Source organism: Litoreibacter albidus, from assembly GCF_900107015.1.
Classification (GTDB): Bacteria; Pseudomonadota; Alphaproteobacteria; order Rhodobacterales; family Rhodobacteraceae; genus Litoreibacter; species Litoreibacter albidus.
On record NZ_FNOI01000001.1, the window covers coordinates 2,501 to 27,495 of the forward strand.

General features: G+C 57.1%; 24 protein-coding genes, 1 tRNA gene and 2 rRNA genes. 11 read left to right on the forward strand and 16 right to left on the reverse strand.

Annotation, left to right across the window (positions count from 1 at the left end; all coding sequences use genetic code 11):
* Positions 1-200: 200 nt before the first annotated feature.
* The 4 genes from BLW66_RS00020 (at position 201) to BLW66_RS00035 (ending at position 4,420) form a co-directional block, all read left to right on the forward strand.
* Positions 201-3,034 (forward strand): 23S ribosomal RNA (locus BLW66_RS00020).
* Positions 3,035-3,207: 173 nt separating this feature from the next.
* Positions 3,208-3,322: ribosomal RNA gene (gene rrf / locus BLW66_RS00025) — 5S ribosomal RNA — on the forward strand.
* 99 nt (positions 3,323-3,421) lie between these two features.
* Positions 3,422-3,498 (forward strand) — tRNA-Met (locus BLW66_RS00030).
* 370 nt (positions 3,499-3,868) lie between these two features.
* Positions 3,869-4,420 carry a helix-turn-helix transcriptional regulator gene (locus BLW66_RS00035; RefSeq protein WP_089943132.1) on the forward strand — a complete coding sequence of 184 codons (552 nt, stop codon included), beginning with the start codon at positions 3,869-3,871 and terminating at the stop codon, positions 4,418-4,420.
* A 17-nt stretch (positions 4,421-4,437) separates the two neighbouring features.
* Here BLW66_RS00035 and BLW66_RS00040 read toward each other — a convergent pair whose 3' ends face one another.
* From BLW66_RS00040 to BLW66_RS00070, 7 genes are all read right to left on the reverse strand, one after another.
* Positions 4,438-6,222 carry a pilus assembly protein TadG-related protein gene (locus BLW66_RS00040; protein ID WP_170833346.1) on the reverse strand — a complete coding sequence of 595 codons (1,785 nt, stop codon included), beginning with the start codon at positions 6,220-6,222 and terminating at the stop codon, positions 4,438-4,440.
* Positions 6,212-6,631 (reverse strand): TadE/TadG family type IV pilus assembly protein, encoded by a 420-nt coding sequence (locus tag BLW66_RS00045; protein ID WP_170833347.1) that lies wholly within the window; start codon positions 6,629-6,631, stop codon positions 6,212-6,214. The genes BLW66_RS00040 and BLW66_RS00045 overlap by 11 nt, the downstream gene beginning before the upstream one ends.
* A gap of 17 nt (positions 6,632-6,648) precedes the next feature.
* On the reverse strand, positions 6,649-7,620 hold the full coding sequence (locus BLW66_RS00050; RefSeq protein WP_089943141.1) for a type II secretion system F family protein: 972 nt from the start codon (positions 7,618-7,620) through the stop codon (positions 6,649-6,651).
* Positions 7,613-8,554 (reverse strand): type II secretion system F family protein, encoded by a 942-nt coding sequence (locus BLW66_RS00055; RefSeq protein ID WP_089943145.1) that lies wholly within the window; start codon positions 8,552-8,554, stop codon positions 7,613-7,615. Before BLW66_RS00055 ends, BLW66_RS00050 begins: the two co-directional genes overlap by 8 nt.
* 3 nt (positions 8,555-8,557) lie before the next feature.
* Entirely contained in the window at positions 8,558-10,144 is a 1,587-nt protein-coding gene (locus BLW66_RS00060) for a TadA family conjugal transfer-associated ATPase (protein ID WP_089943148.1), read from the reverse strand.
* Positions 10,141-11,343 carry a CpaE/TadZ family protein gene (locus BLW66_RS00065; protein WP_089943151.1) on the reverse strand — a complete coding sequence of 401 codons (1,203 nt, stop codon included), beginning with the start codon at positions 11,341-11,343 and terminating at the stop codon, positions 10,141-10,143. The genes BLW66_RS00060 and BLW66_RS00065 overlap by 4 nt, the downstream gene beginning before the upstream one ends.
* Positions 11,344-11,418: 75 nt before the next feature.
* Positions 11,419-11,622 (reverse strand): Flp family type IVb pilin, encoded by a 204-nt coding sequence (locus BLW66_RS00070; protein WP_089943154.1) that lies wholly within the window; start codon positions 11,620-11,622, stop codon positions 11,419-11,421.
* 692 nt (positions 11,623-12,314) lie between these two features.
* Here BLW66_RS00070 and hemP point away from each other — a divergent pair.
* The 6 genes from hemP (at position 12,315) to BLW66_RS00100 (ending at position 17,884) form a co-directional block, all read left to right on the forward strand.
* On the forward strand, positions 12,315-12,482 hold the full coding sequence (gene hemP, locus BLW66_RS00075; RefSeq protein WP_089943157.1) for a hemin uptake protein HemP: 168 nt from the start codon (positions 12,315-12,317) through the stop codon (positions 12,480-12,482).
* The gene (locus BLW66_RS00080) at positions 12,479-12,970 is read left to right on the forward strand and encodes a hypothetical protein (RefSeq protein ID WP_089943161.1); all 492 of its coding nucleotides are present in this window, start codon (positions 12,479-12,481) and stop codon (positions 12,968-12,970) included. The genes hemP and BLW66_RS00080 overlap by 4 nt, the downstream gene beginning before the upstream one ends.
* A gap of 13 nt (positions 12,971-12,983) precedes the next feature.
* Entirely contained in the window at positions 12,984-14,246 is a 1,263-nt protein-coding gene (locus BLW66_RS00085; RefSeq protein WP_089943164.1) for an imelysin family protein, read from the forward strand.
* A 71-nt stretch (positions 14,247-14,317) separates the two neighbouring features.
* Positions 14,318-15,796, forward strand: a complete 1,479-nt coding sequence (locus tag BLW66_RS00090) for a di-heme oxidoreductase family protein (protein ID WP_244508517.1) — start codon at positions 14,318-14,320, stop codon at positions 15,794-15,796.
* Positions 15,793-16,806 (forward strand): imelysin family protein, encoded by a 1,014-nt coding sequence (locus BLW66_RS00095; RefSeq protein WP_089943167.1) that lies wholly within the window; start codon positions 15,793-15,795, stop codon positions 16,804-16,806. Before BLW66_RS00090 ends, BLW66_RS00095 begins: the two co-directional genes overlap by 4 nt.
* A gap of 7 nt (positions 16,807-16,813) precedes the next feature.
* Positions 16,814-17,884, forward strand: a complete 1,071-nt coding sequence (locus BLW66_RS00100) for a DUF1513 domain-containing protein (protein WP_089945559.1) — start codon at positions 16,814-16,816, stop codon at positions 17,882-17,884.
* Between the two features lie 115 nt (positions 17,885-17,999).
* Here BLW66_RS00100 and BLW66_RS00105 read toward each other — a convergent pair whose 3' ends face one another.
* From BLW66_RS00105 to rplS, 3 genes are all read right to left on the reverse strand, one after another.
* Complete coding sequence (locus tag BLW66_RS00105) at positions 18,000-18,812, reverse strand: division plane positioning ATPase MipZ (protein ID WP_089943169.1); 813 nt, start codon at positions 18,810-18,812, stop codon at positions 18,000-18,002.
* A gap of 747 nt (positions 18,813-19,559) precedes the next feature.
* Entirely contained in the window at positions 19,560-19,781 is a 222-nt protein-coding gene (gene rpmE / locus BLW66_RS00110) for a 50S ribosomal protein L31 (protein ID WP_089943172.1), read from the reverse strand.
* An 11-nt stretch (positions 19,782-19,792) separates the two neighbouring features.
* Complete coding sequence (gene rplS / locus BLW66_RS00115; RefSeq protein WP_089943175.1) at positions 19,793-20,167, reverse strand: 50S ribosomal protein L19; 375 nt, start codon at positions 20,165-20,167, stop codon at positions 19,793-19,795.
* A gap of 365 nt (positions 20,168-20,532) precedes the next feature.
* Here rplS and BLW66_RS00120 point away from each other — a divergent pair, with 365 nt between their 5' ends.
* Complete coding sequence (locus BLW66_RS00120; RefSeq protein ID WP_089943178.1) at positions 20,533-21,561, forward strand: NADP-dependent oxidoreductase; 1,029 nt, start codon at positions 20,533-20,535, stop codon at positions 21,559-21,561.
* On the opposite strand, the gene trmD is transcribed toward BLW66_RS00120, so the two are convergent.
* From trmD to BLW66_RS00150, 6 genes are all read right to left on the reverse strand, one after another.
* Positions 21,558-22,361 (reverse strand): tRNA (guanosine(37)-N1)-methyltransferase TrmD, encoded by an 804-nt coding sequence (gene trmD / locus BLW66_RS00125; RefSeq protein ID WP_089943181.1) that lies wholly within the window; start codon positions 22,359-22,361, stop codon positions 21,558-21,560. The two genes, BLW66_RS00120 and trmD, sit on opposite strands and share 4 nt — an antisense overlap.
* Positions 22,362-22,868, reverse strand: coding sequence for a ribosome maturation factor RimM (gene rimM, locus BLW66_RS00130; RefSeq protein ID WP_089943184.1), 507 nt, complete (start codon positions 22,866-22,868; stop codon positions 22,362-22,364).
* A 139-nt stretch (positions 22,869-23,007) separates the two neighbouring features.
* Positions 23,008-23,637: a 5,6-dimethylbenzimidazole synthase gene (gene bluB / locus BLW66_RS00135; protein ID WP_089943187.1), complete on the reverse strand. Its 630-nt coding sequence runs from the start codon at positions 23,635-23,637 to the stop codon at positions 23,008-23,010.
* Positions 23,638-23,645: 8 nt separating this feature from the next.
* Complete coding sequence (gene rpsP / locus BLW66_RS00140) at positions 23,646-24,059, reverse strand: 30S ribosomal protein S16 (protein WP_089943190.1); 414 nt, start codon at positions 24,057-24,059, stop codon at positions 23,646-23,648.
* A gap of 46 nt (positions 24,060-24,105) precedes the next feature.
* A complete protein-coding gene (locus tag BLW66_RS00145) occupies positions 24,106-24,399 on the reverse strand; it encodes a chorismate mutase (protein ID WP_089943194.1) in 294 nt (97 codons plus the stop codon).
* On the reverse strand, positions 24,392-24,994 hold the full coding sequence (locus BLW66_RS00150; RefSeq protein ID WP_089943197.1) for a GNAT family N-acetyltransferase: 603 nt from the start codon (positions 24,992-24,994) through the stop codon (positions 24,392-24,394). Before BLW66_RS00150 ends, BLW66_RS00145 begins: the two co-directional genes overlap by 8 nt.
* Between the last annotated feature and the right edge of the window lies 1 nt (position 24,995).

A 24,995-nucleotide genomic window follows, 5' to 3' on the forward strand; every position in this document is an offset into this window, starting at 1 on the left:
GAAGTACGAACACAATCCAAGTCAAGTAAACTAACCTACAAGATATATCGCAGCAGGCTTTGAACCAGACTGTTGCGATGGGAAAGATTTACTCTTTTGATTAAGAGGTTCCTGAAAAGGGCCTCACCCCGAGAGCTTACAAAAGGGCTTTTGGGGCGCGGAGGAAGCAGACCTGCACGGGTCCGTCTTCTTCTGGATCAAATCAAGCGCGAGAAGGGCGATTGGTGGATGCCTTGGCAGTAAGAGGCGATGAAGGACGTGATACTCTGCGATAAGTCGTGGTGAGCCGAGAATAGGCTTTGACCCACGAATTTCCGAATGGGGCAACCCACCTGATACTTTGTTATTATTACCCTTCGGGGTAGCTAATAATGAGGTAAACCAGGTATTTTTAACCTGAATACATAGGGTTAAAAAGGCAAACCCGGGGAACTGAAACATCTAAGTACCCGGAGGAAAGGAAATCAATAGATACTCCCCTAGTAGCGGCGAGCGAACGGGGACCAGCCGAGCTGTGATTGTGATTAGAATGGTCTGGAATGGCCAACCATAGTGGGTGACAGTCCCGTATAAGAAGCATGATCGGACGTATTAAGTAGGGCGGGACACGTGAAATCCTGTCTGAACATGGGGGGACCACCCTCTAAGGCTAAGTACTCCTTACTGACCGATAGTGAACCAGTACCGTGAGGGAAAGGTGAAAAGCACCCCGACAAGGGGAGTGAAACAGTTTCTGAAACCGGTCGCCTACAAACAGTTGGAGCCTCCTTGAGGGGTGACAGCGTACCTTTTGTATAATGGGTCATCGACTTGGTCTATCTAGCAAGCTTAAGCCGTTAGGTGTAGGCGCAGCGAAAGCGAGTCTTAATAGGGCGAATGAGTTAGATGGATCAGACCCGAAACCGAGTGATCTAGGCATGATCAGGATGAAGGTTAGGTAACACTAACTGGAGGTCCGAACCCACACCTGTTGAAAAAGGTCGGGATGAATTGTGCCTAGGGGTGAAAGGCCAATCAAACTCGGAGATAGCTGGTTCTCCGCGAAATCTATTTAGGTAGAGCGTCAGACGAATACCCCGGGGGGTAGAGCACTGGATGGGTAATGGGGACTCACCGTCTTACTGATCCTAACCAAACTCCGAATACCCGGGAGTAATATCTGGCAGACACACGGCGGGTGCTAACGTCCGTCGTGAAGAGGGAAACAACCCTGACCTACAGCTAAGGCCCCTAATTCATGGCTAAGTGGGAAAGCAGGTGGGACGACCAAAACAACCAGGAGGTTGGCTTAGAAGCAGCCATCCTTTAAAGATAGCGTAACAGCTCACTGGTCTAATTTAAGTTGTCCTGCGGCGAAGATGTAACGGGGCTCAAGCCATGAGCCGAAGCTTAGGATGCCGTAAGGCATGGTAGCGGAGCGTAGTGTGACATAACTCTACGCCTCTTTTGCACTACTTGTAGTGCATAGGAGGCATTGAGTTTTCTGTGAAGCCGGGGCGTGAGCCATCCGGTGGAGAGATCACTAGCGAGAATGATGACATGAGTAGCGACAAACAGGGTGAGAGACCCTGTCGCCGAAAGTCCAAGGGTTCCTGCTTAAAGCTAATCTGAGCAGGGTAAGCCGACCCCTAAGGCGAGGCCGAAAGGCGTAGTCGATGGGAACCAGGTTAATATTCCTGGGCCATGAGGTGGTGACGGATCTCGAAGGTAGTTCATCCTTATCGGATTGAATGGGCTGCTTAGAGGTTCCTGGAAATAGCCCCTCTATAAGATCGTACCCTAAACCGACACAGGTGGACTGGTAGAGAATACCAAGGCGCTTGAGAGAACGATGTTGAAGGAACTCGGCAAAATACCTCCGTAAGTTCGCGAGAAGGAGGCCCAGTTTCTACGCAAGTATTGACTGGGGGCACAAACCAGGGGGTGGCGACTGTTTACTAAAAACACAGGGCTCTGCGAAGTCGTAAGACGACGTATAGGGTCTGACGCCTGCCCGGTGCCTGAAGGTTAAAAGGAGGAGTGCAAGCTCCGAATTGAAGCCCAGGTAAACGGCGGCCGTAACTATAACGGTCCTAAGGTAGCGAAATTCCTTGTCGGGTAAGTTCCGACCTGCACGAATGGCGTAACGACTTCCCCGCTGTCTCCAACATCGACTCAGCGAAATTGAATTGCCTGTCAAGATGCAGGCTTCCCGCGGTTAGACGGAAAGACCCCGTGCACCTTTACTACAGCTTCACACTGGCATCAGGCACAACATGTGCAGAATAGGTGGTAGGCTTTGAACCAGAGACGCCAGTTTCTGGGGAGCCTCCTTTGAGATACCACCCCTGTTCTGCTTGATGTCTAACCGCGGTCCGTTATCCGGATCCGGGACCCTGTGTGGCGGGTAGTTTGACTGGGGCGGTCGCCTCCTAAACAGTAACGGAGGCGCGCGAAGGTTGGCTCAGACCGGTCGGAAATCGGTCGTTGAGTGCAATGGCAGAAGCCAGCCTGACTGCGAGACTGACAAGTCGAGCAGAGACGAAAGTCGGTCATAGTGATCCGGTGGTCCCGAGTGGAAGGGCCATCGCTCAACGGATAAAAGGTACGCCGGGGATAACAGGCTGATGGTGCCCAAGAGTCCATATCGACGGCACCGTTTGGCACCTCGATGTCGGCTCATCTCATCCTGGGGCTGGAGCAGGTCCCAAGGGTACGGCTGTTCGCCGTTTAAAGAGGTACGTGAGCTGGGTTTAGAACGTCGTGAGACAGTTCGGTCCCTATCTGCCGTGGGTGTAGGATACTTGAGAGGAGTTGCCCCTAGTACGAGAGGACCGGGGTGAACGAACCACTGGTGGACCAGTTGTCATGCCAATGGCAGTGCTGGGTAGCTATGTTCGGAAAGGATAACCGCTGAAGGCATCTAAGCGGGAAGCCCCCCTCAAAACAAGGTATCCCTGAGAACCGAGGTAGACCACCTCGTCGATAGGCCAGAGATGTAAGCGCAGCAATGCGTTCAGTTGACTGGTACTAATTGTTCGATAGGCTTGATTTGATCCAGTAGAAGCTGGACTTCAAAAGCTACACATATGTGTAAGTGACTTGGATTAGAAATTTGTTTGGACACTTAGATGTTTATAACTACTGGGTGGCTGTCACATTCTTACGAATATGACTTTGCCACACAGTTTAAACATCTGAGTGTTTAAACTGATGTTGTTTGTTTGGTTTGGTGGTCATAGCGCGAGCAAAACACCCGATCCCATCCCGAACTCGGCCGTTAAGTGCCGTCGCGCCGATGGTACTGCGTCTTAAGACGTGGGAGAGTAGGTCACCGCCAAACCTAACAAGCAACATCAATCGTATCTCTCTAACCGATGCGCCTCTCCTAAATTTAGTTCTAGAGGCAAGCGCAGAACAGGCCTCTAATCAGGCCAAATGGCGCGGGATGGAGCAGCCCGGTAGCTCGTCAGGCTCATAACCTGAAGGTCGTAGGTTCAAATCCTACTCCCGCAACCAAACCTAGAAAACAGCCCACCCGTAAAACGGTGGGCGTTTGCGTTTTAAGGCCAGATCAAGCCCCCAAAATCCTGTAACCCCACAACACGCGCCACCAAATCGCAACCACAACCAAGCTGTTTGACTGGGTTTATAGCGCTATATCGGTAACAGACGAGCGGCAGGGGACTAGAGTTACGCGCGCGGTATCTTGTTCAAAGATCTAGGCTGGGGTAGTTGGGTGTTTGCTGGCTGTTCGCTCCTATGTAGTGACTGAGGGCGACTTTCGGCCAGCAAGCACACACCACCGCCGTATGGCGGAGACATACTTCTGCCGTATTGGTTGCCGATTTTGAGGCGTCACCGCTGTGTAGCAAAGGAAAATGGGTTAATGTCACGCATCTGGATTTCAGGGATTGGTTTGATCGCATTGGTCGCCGCGCTGAAAACGTTCATTGTTGTGTACTTCGCTATTCCCAGCGGTGCAGCCAGCCTGCCGATCATTCTAGGGTTCTACACGCTGTTCTTCGCGCTGACCTCGCTGGTGGCCTACGTGAGCTTTACTCAATTGCGCGCCTATATGGGGCGGCAACGCAAAGACAGACTCGCACCAGGGGTGAGTGAGCCCGTTGCCAAAGAGACTGTAATTTTGCGCTACGCGCCCGACTGGGGGCTGTCGCAGGCTGAAGCGGATGTGGCGATTTTCGTCGCGAAAGGCTTCTCCAACAGTGAGATCGCGGACATGCGCGGATGTGCGATTGCAACGGTGAAGTCCCAGCTTGGTAAAATTTACAACAAAACCGGTTTAGACTCTCGCTATCAATTGATCGCATTTGTGACTGATGAGGTTCTGGCAATGGTAAACGAACCCGACGACGGGCGGTCGCAGCTCAATACGCGCAAGATGCTTCCCCTATCCGGACGGGCCAAAAACGCGTCTTAAGATTTCGGTATTCGGGGTTAGTTGACCAGCCGGATTGGTTCACAGTGGTGCCCTGTCAATGTGAGTTCCCCGGCGCCTAACTCCAAACCAACTCCTGCCAAGGTCGCGTCGAGAAGGCCATCGACGGGTGCGGCCAAGTTTGCCAAGCCGGACGGTAACGCTTGTAGCAAGGTGTTCAGGATAGAGGTAGGCAGAAGGCCTTCTTGTCCCGGTTTGATGCGGATATCAGTATTTTCTGATGACAGAAGGCTAGACAACGCCGATGATAGTAGACTTCCGGAGCCAAAGGTTTTTGTTGTAGCACCCGCGTCCACTTCTGCATGTGTGAAGCTAACAGTTTCCGCCATCGACGTACCTACGGCGACATGCGATTTCGCCTGAACAGTCACGTCTGCCAGCTTTATTGATGGAAACAAGGAACCAAGGATAGGCACGCTGATCTCGACAGAAAGATCTATGACATCCGCGTAATCAAGATTGTTCGGATCGATCGCGCCTGTGCCTGCCGCAGCTAGCTCACCTAGATAAAGAGCGGCGACGGACGTGCCGTTGTTTGGGTGGAGCGGTGTGTGCGCGGTCGAAAACTCGGCGGCGATACCATTAGGGGATGTTACGTTGCATCCCAGTTCTGTTAGGGTTGCAGTCGATCCGGCCAACTCTGTGTAGATTGGAAGGTTCACCTTTGCGATTTGCAGGTTAACGCCCAAGCCCCCAAGAACGTTGCTTACGAGTGACGGCTCAATCGTGACTTCTGTTGCCAATCTGGCGGCCGCGCGGTTTAGTTGTACGCCCTCTTCGCCAAGGGCGATCCAACCAGACTGCGCAGGAGGTTCTGCCATAGTCAGTGTATTTGTCGCGCTGATAACGCCAGTGACGGAGATATCAGCCGCAAGGGTCAAGCCTTGGCCCGCGGACTCTGCTGCGACCAGTGCTTTCACGACGTCGAGTGCGGAGATGTCGATTTCCGACAGGAAGTCGGTGGCCGTCAGGCCCAAGTCTGTGTCTATCCCACCCACCAGATCTGAAACGGAAAATGCCGTAGACCCTGCGGCCCCTGCGAGGCCGTCCAAACGGCTTGCTGCGCCGGCCGGCAGAATGGACTGGAGCGCGGCAATCATGTCACCGGCCGTTGTAACTTGATTCAATATCTCAGCGGGGTTGCGCGAGGGGTCTTCAGATTGAGCGTTGAGAGCGTCTAAAAGCGCGCCCAAATCGATGTCAGATGTATCAAGTACGTTTATGTCACCAAGGGTGAGTGACGCATTGACGCCAAAACTTTGTGTCAGGGTTTGGTTCAAGCTTGCCAGATCAAGGTTCACGAGATGGCTGTCCAGTGAGAAGCTGCCAGCGCCCGTACGCGTCGCCATCGCCGTCCTGCTAAGCTCGACGTGAGTGTCGTCCGTGAAAATGCGTGCGAAGTGAAGCGCAGCGTCGTCCTGAAGGACCACGCGCAACGCATTTATACCCGGACTACCATCGGCGAGTGGGATGAAGCGGTCCTCGGGATCTATCTCTGGATTGCGCAGGAAACGCCCCATTTGCATATCATCCACGGCATCGGCATGCGTCGCGTTTCTGGACAGTACGAGGTCGGCGCGCTGCGTCGCGTTGTCTGGCTGCGCCATTGCGCTTATTGCTGTCAGGTCGCTGACCGATTGTAGATGCGCGCGTTCACGGTACAGGAACGCGACGTCGATGCCGAGAGCTACAAAGCCCAACAGCACCGTTAGCAACAACGATACGATGATCGCCACGGCGCCGTCTTCGGTGTGTAAGAAGCGTGGGAGGGGGTTAATAGGCAAGGTATGCACTCCCATCAATAGTCTCCATATCGAGGCCTAAGAAGCCATTGGCGATGCCCAACAAGGAACCGTCGACTTCATAGTTGACCTGGATGGTGACGCCTTCTGGATCCGATCCTGAGAACGTAACCGTTGAGGCGACTGCATCTGCGGCCAAAAGCGGGTAGCGCGAGCCGACTTCGCCAAGGTAAGCCTCTGCGATCTCGCGGCGTTCCGTTTGGTCCAAACCCGCGACAGACGCCCGCGCGGCACCAGCGGCGAGTTGGCTGACAGAATGGTTGATGCCGACGAAATAGCCCAGCGTAACGGTGCCAAACAGAAGCATGAATAGAATTGGCGCAATGAGCACAAACTCAATCGCGACCGCGCCAGAGGCATCGCGCCGAAAGCGGGTGAGGATATGTTGCATAGAGTGGGGCATCGTGCTCATCCTCCGGAAATAATGTTATCGAAAACGCTAAGGACCGCGGGGCCGATCAGCACGACGAATACGGCGGGCATGATGCAAAAGATCAGCGGTATAGTCATGATGACGGGTAGGCGTGCGGCCTGCTCTTCAACGGCCATCATCCGATTGGCACGTTGCTCCGATATTAATGTCCGCATCGCGCGCGAGAACGGGGTGCCGTAGGTGTCGGATTGGTCTAGCGTTTGTGTGAATACGCCGATTTCCGGCAGCGGCACGCGGGTGTTCAGGCGCTCATACGCGTTGCGGCGATCATTGGTCATACGCATCTCGGACACCATCTGCAGAATTTCGCGGGCCAATTCGGGGCTGGTGCTGGCCAACTCCAGCGCGACACGATGTAAGGCCGGTTGTGGCCCCAGTCCTGCCTCGGATGAAATCACCAAAAGCTCCAACAGATCAGGGAAGCTGCGGCGGATGCTGCCAAGGCGCTTCTTCCGCTTGGCATCGACAACCATGTCCACGCCTTTTGATAGGGCGAGCGCTATGGCTATCACAGTTGCGGAGCGTTTCAGCATTGAGAGGTCGACCGCCGTCGTCGCAAAAACCCAAGCCATTCCGCCCACCACCGCGACAAGCGGTAGTACGGTTTTAAGGAAGGCGTAGATCAGCAAGGCATCGCGGCTTCTGTAGCCAGCGGAGGACAATAGCGCTGCCGTATCGTGGGCTTCTCCGCCAAGAACAACGGATACCCGTTCCCCCATCACGGCGATTACTTTACGCGCGCTGGCCATTGCGTGCGCAAGGCTGCCACCGCGCACGCCCTTCGCCATCTCATGCCGCGACGGACCGGTGCCCGTTGCGCGCTTCAGCCGTGTTGCAAGCTGCGCGCGCTGCCGCTCGGTCTGGTAGAGCGCGGCGAATGCGAGCATTGCTAACACCAAGCCTGCGAAAGCCACCCAAAATACGTTTTGTGCAAATTGATCAGACATCGAGTTTCCCCATACGGGCCATAACGCCTACGCCGACCGCGATGCTGGTGATCGCTACCAGTGACATGATTTGTCCGCGCGTGTCCGTGTATAGCGGCTCCAGATAGGCGCCATTCAATAGGCCGATCGAAAGGGCGACGGCGAAGGGGAGGGCGGCGAGGATCATAGCGCTGGCGCGTGCTTCTGACGATAGCGCACGTGCTTTACGACGCAGCTTGCGACGTTCGCGAAGTTGGTTGGCCAAGCCCTCCATCGTCTCGATCAGATTGCCGCCTGTTTCAGACTGCAAGGACGTGGCGACGGAAAAGAAGCTGACTTCTGGTGTAGGAATTCGCGTCTCCAGACGGGACAGTGTTTCCGGCAGTGTTGTGCCCATGCGCATTTCATCGCGGCATTTGGTGAACTCACGAAGGATCGGACCCTTCGCGTTATCGACAACAATAGCCAAGGAATCCGAGACGGGTCTGCCCGCCCGCAGTCCGCGGGCGAATATATCGAGGGCCTCCGGCAACTCCGCCGTGAATGCGGCGCGGTAACGGTTTTTGGCGATGTTGAGGAAAAGGTGCGCGCCGAGGGCTGGTACGGCAATGGCAATCGGCAACGCCAGTAAAGGGTGTAGACCCAAAACCAGCACCGAAACCGCGTACAGGCCCAGAACCGCGAAGGACATTTGGACGAGTAGTTCAACGACGCTCAGTCGGAGGTTGGTCTGTGCCAAGGCACGCTCGATTCTAGCAAAGAGGCTCTGCTCGTCCGGCTTACTGGATTTAGCTTTTTTGGATGCTTTGACTGGCAGACGCGAAACCTCAGGCCGCACACGCTTCAGGCGGGCTTGATGACGACGGCGCAGGCGATCAGCATGCACGAGACCGGCCAAGGCTAGCCCAGCAAAAACGGCGAAGCTTGCGGCGAACAGCAAAATGACAAGCGACATAGGCTATCCCCCCAGCAGGGCGTCAAGCTCGTCGCCCAAGCCGTATTCAGCCGCACGTTTTGCAAATTTTGGCAGATAGCCGGAGTACCGGAATTCACCGCGCACTTCAGCCCGTGTGCTCGAAGGATCAGTGTGGAAGCTGAACAGTTCCTGCAATGTCACCGCGTCACCATCCAGACCCGCGATTTCCGAGATGGACGTAATTCGCCGTTTGCCGTCCCGCATACGCGAAACTTGTACGATAAGATGCACCGCATCGGTCAATTGGCGGCGCACAACGCCGTTTCCAGGGGCAAAGCCTGCCAGTGCTGCCATACTCTCCACGCGGGTCAGCGCCTCGCGCGGGGTGTTGGCGTGCAAAGTGCTCATCGACCCGTCATGGCCGGTGTTCATAGCCTGTAGAAGGTCTAGAACCTCGTCACCACGAATTTCACCAATGATGATACGGTCGGGACGCATGCGGAGCGCATTACGTACCAACGTACGCATAGTGACTTCGCCGGTGCCTTCAACATTCGGGGGGCGGGTCTCAAAGCGCACCACGTGCGGCTGCTGGAAGCGCAACTCGGCCGCGTCCTCGATGGTTACGATGCGTTCACCTGCCGGAATATACTGCGACATTGCGTTCATCAACGTCGTCTTGCCTGACCCCGTGCCACCAGAAATCAGGATGTTCAGACGCATCAACGCGGCGAGACCAAGGAAACCTGCCATCTGCGACGTCAGGCTTCCGCCTTCGACAAGGGCATCAAGCTTAACGGGGTTCGTGGGGAATTTCCGGATCGTGATCGTTGGCCCATCAATAGCAAGGGGCGGCACGGCGACGTTTACGCGGCTGCCATCCTTCAGGCGGGCGTCGACCATCGGCTGGGATTCGTCAATGCGGCGACCGACTGCCGACACGATGCGACTTGCCACCGCGAATACATGGGCGTTGTCGCGAAACTTGATTGCGGTCAGCTCTAGCTTGCCGCCGCGCTCCACGTAGACTTGGTGCGGGCCGTTGACCATAATGTCGCTCACACGGTCGTCCGCAAGAAGCGCTTCTAGCGGACCAAGACCAAGCATATCTGCCAGAACCGCGTTGACCAGATCGGCCACTTCGCGACCATTCAGGTGCATCTTGCGGTCTTCGGATAGCTCTCTGATGGCGTCGCGGATCAGCTTTTCCTGCTCCGCGCGGGGTTGTCCCGCCAAGTCAGAGAAGTCCAAAATCTCTGAGAGGGCCTGAACGACCTCGTTGGACATGGCCATCAGGTCTGCGGAGATCTCCGCGACGGGGGCACGGGCTACAGGGGGGGCGGCGGGAGCGGGTGTAACGCTCGGCGCGGGCTTTGGTACGGGTGCGGGCTCCTGCTTCGCGGCGGCAGGTGGTGGGGGCATGTCCGCTTGCAACGCGTCGGTCGCGCTTGAGAGGATTTGCCGTTGCAGGGCAAGTGGCCACGGGGCCTTGGAATTCTCAACAACGTAGGAGACAGCAACGTTCGCACGTTCCGCCGCGGACAATCCTTCTGCGTCGATCTGTTTGGCGATGTTTAAAACTTGCGAAAGGGCTTCGCGCAGGGATGTTTGGGCGACGTGGAGGGTCATCCGAAGATCCTTTTCACCAACGACGGACGAGCGGCAGGGCTGTCAGGCTTGGCTTTGGTGTTGGCGGCCTTCCAAATGGCGCGCACGGCGGTGGCGTAGGGGCTGCGCGGTTGGCTTTCGACGAACGGGCGCGCTGCGCGGTGAGCGCGCAGCAGGCCTGCATCGGAGCGGGGCAGCGTTGCGACAACGTCGTGCCCGACGGTCGTTGCGACGTCTTTGCGCGTCAATGCCGCATCACGGCGCAGCTCCGACAGTACAGGCAGGATACGCAATGCCGGAGCCTGAACCTTCAAGCGTTCGACCAACCGGCTGGCGGCATTTACGCCCGAGAATCCGGCTGGCACAACCAAGACGAGCGCGTCGATGTGCTCCGCAAGGTCGGGGTTTTGCATCAGTGCGTTTCGCGGCAGGTCTGTAACCACCGCGTCGAATTCTGTGCGCAAGGCCGCAAACAGCCGCGGCATACCGGCCTCATAGGATCGGGCGTCTTGGCCGACGCGGATCTGGTGCGAGTAGATCGACAGGTGATCACTGAAGTGATCCATAGTCGCCCCCATGAAGGTGTTGTCGACACGGTCGGGGGCTTTTAGGGCCTCGAACAGACCTGGGGTCTCGTCGCGGTCCAAGTCGATCGCTTGCGAGCCGAACATAAGATCGGCGTCTAGCAGCGCGGTGCGAGTGTTCGCACCTTTCGGGTCTGACGCATAAAAGGCGAGGTTTTGGGCAAGCAAGCTGGCACCGACCCCGCCATTACTTCCGACGATCGCTATGGATGGGCTTAGGGTCGGGGCGGCAGGTGCTGCCGCAACTTCGACCGGCTCATCGCGCTGCACGCTGAGGATGTCGTCAGCGCTGACGGGGAATGTGAAATATTCTAGCGCGCCTGCTTTGCGCAGCGCACGGTACGTATTGATGTCGGTCTGTTCGCCCAGCACGATGACGTCCGCGCCAGTGCGGCGGATTTCTGTTACGCATTCGCAGGCCATGTCCACGGGAATGCTGCCAATCTCTGTGAGAAGGACTTGTGCTACGGGTGTATCGGCGCAAAGCCGCGCCGCGCCGCTCAGGCCGCCGCCATGTAGTGCCGCATTGTCTCCGCCCGTACGCTCAACCACAGTGCGTGCAACGGCAGCGCCTTGGTCGGTGCAGACATAGGCGACAAATTGCGCTGTCTTTTGAGAGGAAGCATCAAACGGCATTACTGGTAACCTTGAACGTGTGAAAAGTAGAGAGCGGTGCGCCGGAACAAGGCGCACCGCATTGAAGTATGGTGCTTAGCTGGAGCTGTTCTGCTCTTTCAGAGCGGTTTCCATTGCTTGGAAGCCCTTGTTAGTTTCCTGGCCCAACGACGCTACGGTCGCAACGATCACCGCGCCAACCAGGGCTGCGAAGAGGCCGTATTCGATTGCGGTGGCGCCGTCTTCGTCTTTCGAGAAGGCGCGGGCGATGGATTTGATGGCGGTGCGTGTCAGGTTCATTTCGTAGTCTCACTCTTGAAAAGTTGCATAGGTCGGAATTGACCGAGGATGAGGGCAAACTGACTGCAGCGGGATTTATCCGATATAAACCAAAGGTAGCAAAGGGGCCCGTACAACCATAGGATGTAGCTGCGTCAGACCAAGGTCGTACGCGTTCAAGTCGGCAATGTGGCGCGCCATGGAGCCGAATGTGGCGGAGGTGTGGTGATGTGATTTTTATGTCGGGTTTTGAGCAAAGGCCGACCAAGAATCGCGACGCTATTAACCCAAACTTCACGACATTATGCCGCTTCGAGTCGCTAACGTTGCCTCGATAGAGACAGTTACCCTAACGTCACCTCGAAAGATTCGACTTGCTGGACTTGTAGCGGCCACAGCAGTGATCAGGCGTCAAATGTGGCGAGGCTAGCAGCACCAAAGTACTCCATGAACCTCTGCGTAGACCACTCGCCTTTCTTTAGGGCAGGGACATGCCCATTCTGACGCTGGCTATACCTTAGTAAAATAATCAGGTTGACTAAACTTACTGAAACACTCAGGTATAGGGGGAATCTAGCCACCCTGAACGTCAACAGGGAAGCCCGAACGCGACATTTGAAAGGACGGGACATGTACCGGGCAATACTGACTTCGAGAAAGCGAACGTATCGTGGCCGCTTCCAAGGCCGGCTGCACGACGGAGGGCGGGGGCAATGAGTTTCCATTCCATAAAGCAAACGATGGCACCATCTTCCAACACGCTCCCAACATATGCGGCGAAGGACCTGACAATGAACGGGGATCAGGCGCAGATTGTTCTTGGGGAGCAAGTTTACACCCTGCGGATAACCCGTGCGGGCAAGTTGATCCTAACAAAATGACCAGCGCGCAGGAATCACGCGGTGGCGCGCCGGTCGGTTTCATCACCGACCTAGACAGTATCGAGGCCGCGGCTGTCATATATCTTCGGCTGTGGTCTGATGGTCCCGATAGCCGCCAAGCTGTGCTGAATGATTTCGCGGCGAGCCTTGGGCGCGTTCAGGGTGCAAAGGCCGTGCAGGGCTTCGAAGACCTTTGCCGTACGTGCGCGCAATATGGGCGCAGGCCGCTGATGCGTCATTCCGTCCACTGCAAATGTTTGGGCTCCGATGAGTCATGTTTCGCGAATTTCATAGCAACCGCGACGACGGGTGATCGCAACGATGCCATGCTGATCGCGACCCTTCTTGTGCGCCCCGACGTCGCGCCGTTGATTACGTCACTTGCTGCGGACTTTGGGCTGGCGCTCAAGCGGATGAAGCTTCGCGCGCCTAAATTCTATGGAAGCGGCGCCAAAGCACCTCACGCCCAACCCACAACACTTCACTAACAGGATGAATTTCATGACAAGACCATTCCTTTCCACCACAGCTTTGCTGCTCGCGTTTTCTAGTCCTGCATTTGCCATTGATAAGTCGGCTGTCGTTGATAACTACGCGGACATTGCTGCCGCAGCTTACGGTGATAGCTTGATTACAGCGAAGGCCCTACAAGCGGCGATCAAAACATTGACCGAGACACCTTCGGCAGAGAACTTGCAAGCTGCGAAGGCGGCGTGGATCAGTGCGCGGGTTCCTTACCAGCAGACAGAGGTGTTCCGCTTCGGCAATGCCATCGTCGATGACTGGGAGGGCAAGGTGAATGCGTGGCCGCTGGACGAGGGGCTGATTGACTACGTCGACGCGTCTTACGGCGGTCCGTCGGATGAAAACGCGTTTGCAGGGCTCAATGTTATCGCGAACCCCAGTTTCACGCTGTCTGGTGCGCAAATCGATGCAAAGACCATCACGCCAGAGCTGTTGTCTGAGACGCTTCAAGAGGCTGACGGCGTTGAGGCCAATGTAGCCACGGGCTATCACGCGATCGAATTCCTTTTGTGGGGGCAAGACCTCAACGGGCATGGGGACGGCGCGGGCAATCGTCCTTGGACAGACTTTGCAAGCGGCGATAGCTGCACCAATGATAACTGCGACCGACGCGCCGAGTATTTGACCGCTGCAACAGACTTGCTGGTTTCCGACTTGGAGTGGATGGCGCAACAATGGTCGGATGGCGGCGCGGCCCGCACCGACCTTTTGGCCGACGCAGATGCGGGCCTGTCCGCGATGCTCACCGGCATGGGGTCACTGTCCTACGGGGAACAAGCCGGAGAGCGGATGCGTCTTGGGCTAATGTTGAATGACCCAGAAGAAGAGCATGACTGCTTCTCCGACAACACCCACAACAGCCACTACTTTGACGGCCTAGGCGTGCAGAATGTTTATCTGGGGGAATACGTTCGCGTGGACGGAACGCTCGTAGCGGGGCCGTCTCTCTCCGACATGGTGGCGGCCAACGACGCGGACCTGGACGCGGAGATGAAAAGTAAGCTCAGTACCACCATGATGGCGCTGGGACGGATCAAGACGGCAGCGGAAGCGGGATTCGCCTATGATCAGATGTTGGAGCGTGGGAATAAGGCCGGTGAGGCTTTGGTCATGGGCGGTGTGAACGGCCTGATTGATCAGACCCGCTCTATTGAGCGTGTTGTCACGGCCCTGAACCTTGACGGTATCGACTTTGAAGGTTCCGACAGCCTTGATGATCCAAACGCCGTCTTCCAGTAACGACATCGATGTCTAAGCCATCTTGCTTGAATTGGATTTCCCCAAGCTGCCTTATGGTTGTGCTTGGGGTTATGGGCCCCGCAGCAAACGCGGGGCCTCTTGATGAGCCGCATCTGAACGTTATCCCGCGTACCGCCGAAGAGGCGTCGCGCGTTTCTTCTGTGACGTCGCTCACCACGGATTTTTCCAAGGCAACACGCTTTGAGGAATTGTCCGCGGGGCGCGCCACGGTGCGGGCCCGTGAGAACACTGATGCGTTCTCCCAGCCGTCTGCAAATCTGAGTTTTGAAGACGAGTTGAACTTCAAAGTCGGGAACGGCTTGTTTCGCAAGCTATGGGTGTCGTCACCGTCCTCTACTTTGGCGTCAGATGGTCTTGGGCCGCTGTTTAACGCGCGGTCGTGTCAGCGATGTCATATCAAAGACGGGCGCGGACACCCACCAAGCGCGGGTGACGATAACGCGACTTCAATGTTCTTGCGGATATCTGTTCCTGGCACTGTTGCCGATACGGTGACAGAGATCGAAGACTACCTCGCCACCGCACCAGACCCGAACTACGGCAACCAGCTGCAGGATTTCGCCGTGCAGGGGCATGCTGCGGAATACAAGCTGGGTGTTACTTATACGGAAGAATCCGTCACCTTATCCGGTGGGGAGGTCGCGCACCTGCGGCACCCAACCTACGAAGCCCTGAACCTTGGCTACGGCCCTTTGCATCCTGATGCGATGCTAAGCCCGCGTGTCACGCCACAGATGATCGGGCTGGGGTTGCTGGAGGCAATCCCAGCCGCCGATATTTTATCGCGCCGCGATCCCGAAGACGCTGATGGCGATGGGATCTCAGGACGCGCGAATATTGTCATGTCTGCGGAGTTTGGCATTCCCATGTTGGGGCGCTTTGGCCTGAAAGCAGGGGCCCCCACAATTCGCGAGCAGTCTGCCGCTGCGTTCGCGGGTGACATCGGCATTTCTACACCACTCATGCCCAATGCGGCTGGCGAATGTACTCTAGCACAGACGGCGTGTCAGACTGCCATCCACGGAGATCAAGATGATCGGGGGACGGAAATTGACGCAGAGGGGCTGGATCTTGTCACCTTCTACAGCCGCAATCTTGCAGTGCCCGCACGTCGCGACGTGAATGCGCGCGAAGTTTTGCGCGGTAAACAGGTGTTTTATGAGGTGGGGTGTACGTCGTGCCATCAGCCCAGTTTCGTCACGCACAGGTTAAATGACCACGCCGAGCAGAGCTTTCAACTCATCTGGCCCTACACCGACATGTTGCTGCACGACATGGGGCCAGAGTTGGCCGACAACAGGCCGGAGGCCCGCGCGACGGGACAGGAATGGCGCACACCGCCACTATGGGGCGTTGGCTTGACGGAACGCGTCAACGGCCACACAAACTTTCTACATGATGGGCGTGCACGGTCTTTGCTGGAAGCCGTGTTGTGGCATGGCGGCGAGGCCGCACCACATCGCGATGCGGTCGTCGAGATGGCGAAGACGGACCGTGATGCGCTTATCAAGTTTTTGGAGAGCCTATGAGACATATGCTGTTTACCATATTGGCGACAGTCGCGCCCGTGACTGGCTTCGCCGAACAAGACCCGCGCGTAGCACATATCGTACAAGATCATATTCTTCCACGGTTCGAGACGCTGGCCGATGCATCAGACACCTTGGCCAACAGCGCGCGGGCGGAATGCACAGCCACATCAGATGCTTTGCGAGCGGCCTACTTTGATGCCTTCGATGCATGGGTGTCTGCCAGCCATCTGCGGTTTGGTCCGACAGAAATAGAAAACCGCGCTTTTGCGCTGGCATTTTGGCCCGACAGCCGCGGTGCGACACCAAAAGGACTTCGCCAAATCATATCGGCGCGCGATCCGGTTGCCATGAGTGCATCTGACTACCAAGAGGTTTCTATTGCCGCGCGCGGATTTTATGCGCTGGAGTACTTGCTGTTCGACGAGGGAATTCGCGCCCTAGGGGATGAAACCTACCGATGCACGCTTACGCAGACGATCACAGCTGACATCGCAGCGATGAGCCATGCGATCGAGGACGACTGGCGAACAGACTACGCGGCGCAATTGCTCTCCCCATCCGGTGACGGGCACTACCGATCTGATGATGAGGCCCTCCAGGAGTTGCTGAAAGCCTTGAGCGCTGGTCTGCAGTTCACCGGCGATACGCGTATAGGTCGCCCATTGGGGTCATTCACCAAGCCACGCCCCAAGCGGGCGGAGGCGTGGCGGTCGGGGCGCTCCGCGCGCCATGTGGCCCTGAGTTTGCAATCGCTAAACGAACTATCACGGATGCTCGCGGGGACAGATGAGGGTCTTTCGCGCAAGCTGGGTGAAGAATTCACTCGGGCAAGCACTCAGTTGACTGGTTTGAATGATCCTGTTTTTGCGAGCATCACGGAGCCGCGCGGGCGGCTCAGGCTTGAAGTCGTACAGCAGTCAGTCGGACGCATCCGCACCCTTGTCCGCGAAGCGTTGGGGCCAGCGCTCGGTGTTGCGGCGGGCTTTAACTCTATGGACGGCGACTAGAATGGTGATGCCCAACCGGCGCGGGTTCCTCGCAGGCTTCATGGCGGCTAGCCTGATCCCACGACCGACATGGGCTGACGTGGGCGCACCGGCGTATCTATCGGCGGGGGCGCTGGCCGATGGCAGCTACGTGCTTTGCGGTCTTACGGGGCGGTTAGAGGTCCTTTTTCAGATACCACTACCGGATCGTGGGCACGCGGCGGCGGCACATCCGAAGCGACCTGAGGCCGTTGCCTTCGCGCGCAGGCCCGGGACGTTCGCTGTCGTCATTGACTGCGCAACAGGGGAGCCCACGGCTTGGATGGAGGCGCCGCAGGGGCGTCACTTCTATGGGCACGGTACATTCTCGGCAGACGGTCGCTTGCTTTATACGACAGAGAACGATTTTGACGCTGGTGAAGGCCGCATTGGTGTGTGGGACGCCACCGCCGGATACCGGCGGGTTGGTGAGTTTGCCAGTGGCGGAATTGGGCCGCATGACATCAAACGTCTGCCAGAACGGGATACACTGGTCGTGGCGAACGGGGGAATAGACACCCACCCTGACACGGGGCGTTCGAAGTTGAACCTCGCCACCATGCGCCCGAACCTGAGCTATATCGAGGCGGGGACAATTATCAATGCGGTGGAACTGAACCCTGACGCGCACAAAAACTCTATTCGCCATCTCGCGGTTGGGCGCAAAGGCGAAGTCGCATTCGGAATGCAATGGCAAGGCGAGGCCGCCCCTTCATCATTGGTAGGCATTCACAGCATGGGGCAGACGCCGCAGCTGCTTGAGTGCCCGCCTGACGACCTGCGCAATATGCAGGGGTATATCGGCAGCATTGCTGTCAGTGACGATGGCGCATCGATCGCGGTGACCTCCCCGCGCGGTGGGCTGGTCCATATATACGGTGCAGCGTCCGGTACACTTGCGGCGGTTCACGCTGCAGCAGACGTTAGCGGTGTGGCGGCCCATCCGGACGGCTTCGCTGTGACAACGGGAATGGGTGATCTTCTGACGATCGGTGAGACAAGAATTAGCCGCCGTGCCAGTGGGCCCATCATCTGGGACAATCACCTCGTGGCGATCTGAGGTCGCGGGCGTGGTTGATCTGGCCTAAGCCAGATCCGAGTCTTTGTTGCGTAGAGAAACGCGACACAGCGAAAGCCGTTGCCAGTGCCACGTTTTAGCTGGCTGTCATCAATCGCTAGAACGTGATTTCGACACCTGGTAGGCGAAGGGCCTTCATCAGCTCGCGCACTTCCTGCCGTGCGGCGATGTTTGAGATGTTCAGGTTCTTGATGCCGATATCGCCAAGATCCAGCAGGGTCAGCCCGCTTGGGAACAGCTCGCGGAAAATCACCCGCTCCGAGAAACCGGGTGCGACCCTAAAGCCGATGCGCTTCGCAAGGGCTTCCACCGCGTCGGTGATCTTCTTCTTATTGTGCATGCGCTGGGTGCCGACGCGGTTGCGCACAACGACCCAGTCAATCGGGGAGAGACCCGCCTGCGCGCGAAGCTGTCGGGCTTGCCAGACCATTTCGGCGTAGACCGACGGCCCGATGATCTTTTGCGTTTCCGGCTCTACGCGGGCCAGCAAGTCGAAGTCGATAAAACTGTCGTTTAGCGGCGTCACCAGCGTATCGGCCAGCGAGTGTGCGACTTGGCTCAGCCGTGTGTGGGAGCCGGGGCAGTCGATGACGATGAAGTCGAAACGTCCCTCCATGCTGGCGACAGCCTCTGTCAGACGCCGGTCGTAGATGTTCTCACCTGCGGCGAGTTGTGACGGATCAATTTCAGGAAGTTCTACAACTTCGGCGTTTGGCACGTCTAAACCGTTCTTCTTCGCAAACCGCAAACGGTTCTCGCAATACCGCGAAAAGCTGCGTTGCCGTAAGTCTAGATCCAGCGCCCCAACCGAGAATCCGGCGCGGATCAAGGCTGTCACGACGTGCATGCAGTTGGTGGATTTTCCGGATCCGCCTTTTTCGTTGCCAAAGACGATAATATGCGCGGCCATGTTCTGTCCCGTATTCTAGTGCGTGCCCCTTGCTGGGGTTTGCAGCGCTTATAATGGTGGGGCGAGGTGAGGGGAAGCAAAACCGCCGTCAACTTTGCAGTCTACAGGCTTAAGGGCCGCCTTAACCGGAGCGGCTCTACTTTCCTCCCCGAGCCTGCCAAGCTTAGCGGTTATCGACACGTCACGACGTAGCTGCCCAGCTGGTTGCAGTAGTAATAGTTGGTGCCACTGCTCAGTTGAACCGGTTGTACCTGCGGTGTTGTATATGTCGGGTATTGCGGTGCCGGGCGTGCGGCCATTGCATTGAGGTTGGCCTGCGTGGCCGCTGCTTGCTGGTTTCGCAAGTTCTGTTGCTGGAGGCGGTAATGAGAGACGGCTTGGCAGGCTTGTAGGTTCTGGCTGGCGCAAGCGACTTCAAGGCGCGCCACCTCCACTGGATCGCCGTCCCTTTGATGGCAGGCAACAATATCGCCAGCGCGGCACTGGGTTTCGACTTGGGCAGCAAAGGCCTGTTGCTGTGGCGTAGGTCCGCACGCGGATAGGGACGATAGGCCAAGTAGACAAAGAAGTATTTGGCGCATTCAGGTGATCTCCGCAGTGCCTATTATTACTGCTGAACGTCATGATACGTCAGTGTGTTTGTTCCGTGGCCGAATTGTGATTCATGCTGCCTCAAACCCACCTGGCCACGAAAAAAGCCGCCCCAAACAGGAGCGGCTTTCGATGTTTCGCAAATAGAAGTGGTGCTTAGAAGCCCAGGCCTTCGTATTTGTTTTTGAACTTGGAAACGCGACCGCCAGTGTCCATCAGACGCTGGTTGCCGCCGGTCCATGCTGGGTGCACGGAAGGGTCGATGTCCAAAGCGATCTGATCGCCTTCGGCACCCCAAGTGGATTTCATTTCAAGTACTGTACCATCGGTCATTTTGACGTTGATGGTGTGGTATTCTGGGTGTGTATCTTTTTTCATGACAGTTCCCCTTACGCCTTAGGCGCTTTGTAGTTGGAATCCTCGGCGATACGAGCGGACTTACCGCGACGCGAACGCAGGTAGTACAGCTTGGCGCGACGAACGCGGCCACGACGAACTACGGTGATGCTGTCGATGTTGGTGGAGTGCAGTGGGAACACACGTTCCACGCCTTCACCGAAGGAGATTTTGCGAACGCAGAACGAACCGGCAATACCTTTGCCGTTGTTACGCGCGATGCATACGCCTTCGTAATTCTGAACACGGCTACGCGTGCCTTCGGTCACTTTAAAACCAACGCGGATGGTGTCACCCGCTTTGAAGTCGGGGATGTCGTGCCCCAAAGCGGCGATTTGTTCCGCTTCCAGTTGTGCGATCAGGTTCATCTGAAACGCTCCTTATATGATCCCGGTTTACCCGGTGAATGTGTCTCGCGTCCCAAGAGCTCTTGGTCTTCTTCCGGGTCCGCCCCCGTTTCCGAGTTGGCGCCCGCCAGAGGTCAGGTCGACGTTGCTTAAATGCCGTTATTTCCACACCTGCCGTGGCGCCGAAGAAAGCGCATCAGATGCTCAATGAAACAAAGGCTCCGGTCAGTATTCTGATTCCAGATTGGCGGGGTATAGGAGGGATCCGAGGGCAGATCAAGCGGGCATCGCCGGAAACGCCTTTTTTCGTAAGTTTCTCTGCGCGGCGGTTGAAGTGGAAGGGGGCGCTGCCCATTCTCGGTTGGTAAATAAACCGGAGCCTCCCAATGACACAATCAGATAAAACCAACCGCCAAATCGTCCTCGCGGAACGGCCAGTTGGTCTGCCAGATGAAAACACCCTGCGTCTGGAGCAAACCGACATCCCAACCGCTGGCAAAGGGGAGATGCTGTTGCGGACGGTCTACCTGTCGCTGGATCCTTATATGCGCGGCCGAATGAGCGACGCGAAATCCTACGCCGAGCCCGTCAAAATTGGGGAGCACATGACAGGGCAAGTGGTTGCGCAGGTCGTGACCTCTGATCTGGAGGGTTTTGCCGTAGGTGATTACGTCTTGGCAGGCAACGGCTGGCAGGACTATGCGGTTTCTGACGGCGCGCAGGTGCTGAACTTGGGCGCAAACCCTGAAAACCCGTCATGGGCTTTGGGTATTATGGGCATGCCGGGCTACACCGCCTACGCGGGTCTGCTGAAAATCGGCGAACCCAAGCCGGGTGAAACTGTTGTTGTCGCGGCCGCATCTGGGCCTGTCGGCGCGACTGTCGGCCAAATTGCCAAGATTAAAGGATGCCGCGTCGTCGGGATCGCGGGTGGCGCGGACAAATGTGCGCATGTGGTCAACAACCTCGGTTTCGATGCTTGTATCGATCACAAGGCCGAAGACTTTGCTGAGCAGTTGAAGGACGCATGCCCAGACGGTATCGACGTGTACTTTGAAAACGTAGGCGGCAAGGTGCTCTACGGCGTGCTGCCATTGCTTAACCCGTTCGCACGTATGCCTGTGTGCGGCATGGTCGCTTGGTATAACATGACCGGCCTGCCCGAAGGGCCAGACATGGGGCCAGCGATTCTGGGCACGATTTTGCGGATGAAGGTCAAGGTCGAGGGCTTCATCATCTTCGACAGCTTCGGTCCGGACACCTACAAGGAGTTTGCTTCCGAGATGACCGGCTGGCTTGCTGAAGGTAAGATCAAGTACAAGGAGCAAGTCGTCGACGGGTTAGAGAACGCCCCCGCCGCGTTGAACGATCTGCTGCTTGGCAAAAGCTTTGGTAAAATGGTGGTGAAGGTCTAGCCATCACCCGCTTCGCGCTTGGCCCACAGATCGGGCCGGCGCGCTTTGGTCAATTCCTCTGACTGGGCGCGCCGCCAAGCGTCTACTTTCCCATGATCGCCGGAGGTCAAAACCTCCGGCACACTCATCCCGCGCCATTCTGCCGGGCGGGTATACTGCGGATGCTCTAGCGTGATCCCGTCAGAGAAACTTTCCTCCTCGGTCGATACAGAGTTCCCCAACACGTTCGGTAGCAACCGTACGGTCGCATCAATCATAGCCTGCGCGGCGATTTCGCCGCCCGTGAGGACGAAATCGCCCAGCGATACTTCCTCAATCTCGTAGTGGTCCAACACTCGCTGATCAACGCCCTCAAACCTGCCGCATAGCATGGTAATGCCGTCAGCCTGCGCCCATTCGGCGGCCTTGGCTTGGGTAAAGGGCTTGCCGCGGGGCGACAGGTAGACGACGGGCCATTTGGCTCGCTCCGATGTGCCGCGATTGGCGAAATCCAGCGCTTTGCCAACAATGTCGGCGCGTAACACCATGCCCGCGCCTCCGCCGTAAGGCGTGTCATCCACGTTGCGGTGCTTGCCTTCGCCAAAGATGCGCAGGTCAATCTTCTCCAGCGTCCACTTGCCCTCTTGCAGGGCTTTACCTGTCAAGGAAGCGCCCAACACGCCCGGGAAGGCGTCGGGAAACAAGGTGATGATCTTCGCGGCCCATGCGCCCTTGAGGCGCGTAGGTTCGGCCATCAAATCGCGCGGGGTGAGCGATGCGGATATTGTCTTGCGACCATGGGATTTTGACGGGGCACTCATTTAATCAAGCAAGCCTTCCGGCGGGTCGATGATGATGCGCTTGGCAGCCAAATCAACGGTTGGAACGGCATCTACGGTAAACGGCAACAGGACGGAGCCTTTCAAGGTCGGGCCGCGTAACTCCAGAATGTCACCGGCGCCGTGATTCAAGACGGCCGCAACTTTACCTATAACTTCACCCCCTGTGTCGAGCACGTCCAAGCCCATGAGGTCCGTGTGATAATACTCGTCGTCGGGCAGGGAGGGGAGAAGGTCGCGGTCCGCCGACAGTTTTACGCCGCGCAGCGCGTCGGCCTCGTCTTTGAAGCGGATGCCGGACAAGCGCGCCGCGAAGCCGCTTTTAACCGTGCGGGTGATTTTGACGGTGTATTCCACCCCGTTATCGCCCATCAACGGGGAGTAGAGGGCGATGTCTTCGGGGTTCGCGCAAAAGCTTTTCAGGCGGACTTCGCCCTTCACGCCAAACGATCCGGCGATCGCCCCCACAACAATCTTATCTTTGCTCATCTTGCCTGTGCTCCAATACAAACGCCGTCAACCATAGATCCACCCGCATGGGTGCAACGGCCTTGTGTTAACCCGCGCTCTACCTTGAGGCCGCCATAAAAGGCCAGCCCCATAAGTACCAGTGTGAACATGCGCCGGATCATGCTTGCCTAATATCCAATGCGGCCGCGCGGGCCTCCCAGCCTTCGCGTAGAAGCTCGGGGGTTTCGTGATCCCCTTCGGGGTAGCCTATGCAGAAGTATCCAATCAACGCCCAATCCTGCGGGACATCCAAATCATGGCAAAGCTGTGCGGGGTCCAACACGGATACCCAGCCAAGCCCCAGACCTTCGGCGCGTGCCGCCAGCCAGAACAAAGTTACCGCAGACACGACGGAGTAGCGCCGCATTTCCGGCATAGTGCCAGCGCCAAGTCCATGACCCTTGGTCGTGGCATCATCGCAGAAGATAGCCAGTTGAACCGGCGCGCGGTCCATTCCGGCGAGTTTCAGCTTGGCGTAGGTGTCAGCTTGGTCGCCGTCATAGCGGGTGAGGGCTTCCGCATTGGCGATTTCAAAATTGGCGCGTGCGGCGGCGCGTGCTTTGGCGCTGTCCACGCGCACAATGCGCCAAGGTTCCGACAGGCCCACAGATGGGGCATGTGAAAATGCGTCGAGGCACCGCATCAGCAGTGCCTCGTCCACGGGTGTGGTGCGGAAGCGGCGCACATCGCGCCGCCACCGCATCAACTCATAAAGCTCGTCCCGGAAATCCGGTTCGAATTCACGCATTGCGCAGATTACTCTGCGGCAGCTTCGTCAGCTGGTGCTTCTTCTGCAGGAGCCTCAGCCGGAGCAGCAGCTGCTTCAGCAGCGGCGGCTGCTTTTGCGGCTTTCTCTTCAGCGCGGTCCTGAGCTTTTTTGCCAGGCTCGGCTTTCTTCATGTTGGCGCGCTCTTTCTTCTCCAGAACGCCAGCAGCTTCCAAGAAGCGGGACACACGGTCAGTTGGCTTTGCGCCTTTGTCGAGCCAGTGCTGAACACGTTCCATGTCCAGTTTCACGCGCTCTTCGCTGTCTTTTGGCAGCAGTGGGTTGTATGTGCCCAGCTTCTCAACGTAGCGGCCATCACGTGGCATACGGCTGTCGGACGCAACAACGCGGTAAAATGGACGTTTTTTGGACCCACCACGGGCCAGACGGATTTTCATTGCCATTGTGTAGTTCTCCTTAGGGATGGCTGTATCGGACGAATGTCCGAAATTATTGAAACTTTTTATGGTTTTGGATGACTTCCCGAATAATGAAATTCAGAAAGGACTTGGCGAATTCGGGGTCTAGATCGGCGCGTTCTGCCAAGTTCTCCAGACGGGTGATTTGTGTGGCCTCGCGCTCAAGGTCTGACGGCGGCAGATCGTGCTCCGCTTTCAGCTTGCCCACAGCCTGTGTGTGCTTGAAGCGCTCGCCCAGCGTATAGACAAGAATTGCGTCCAAGCGGTCGATGCTGGCGCGATGCTCTTTCAGGATCTCGGCGGCTTTGGTGACGGCATCAGTCAAGTGCGAACCCTTTCGGTTTGAAGGCTGGGTCTTGGTAGTGGCTGATCTCCATAGCGATACCATGAGACAGCTGCGTGTCGTTCAACGCGCTTGGGGCAGGGTGGCGGTACACGGCGTCTTCGTCGCCGATGGATGCCGCCTCTTTGTCTTTCACGCAGCCCAAGCGTTCGGCCAAACGCACGGAATCCAGATTATACGGGTCAAGATAGCTCACAGCACCACCCCAGCCGTTTGCATAAAAGTAGCTGCGGGCCGCATCGACGGCTTCCAGCGCGTAACCCTTGCCAGCAACTTCCGGCCATATGATCCAAGCCAGCTCGCGCTCCGGCCACATGGCGGGCTGCCAACCACCGGCCATGCCAAGCGTGGCGTCAGTGGCCTTGTCGTGGATCATCCACATGCCAAAGCCGCGGATTTCCCAGTGGCCGATTTCAGCGGCGTACAGCATCCACGCTTCGTAGGGGTTCAGCGGGCCACCCATGTAGCGCGCGCGGAAGCTGGTGAACGTGGCTTTGAAGTCGGGATAATCCTCGGGCTGTGGCCCGCGCAGGACCAAGCGATCGGTTTCCAAAACTGGGATGTCGCGGTGGCCCATT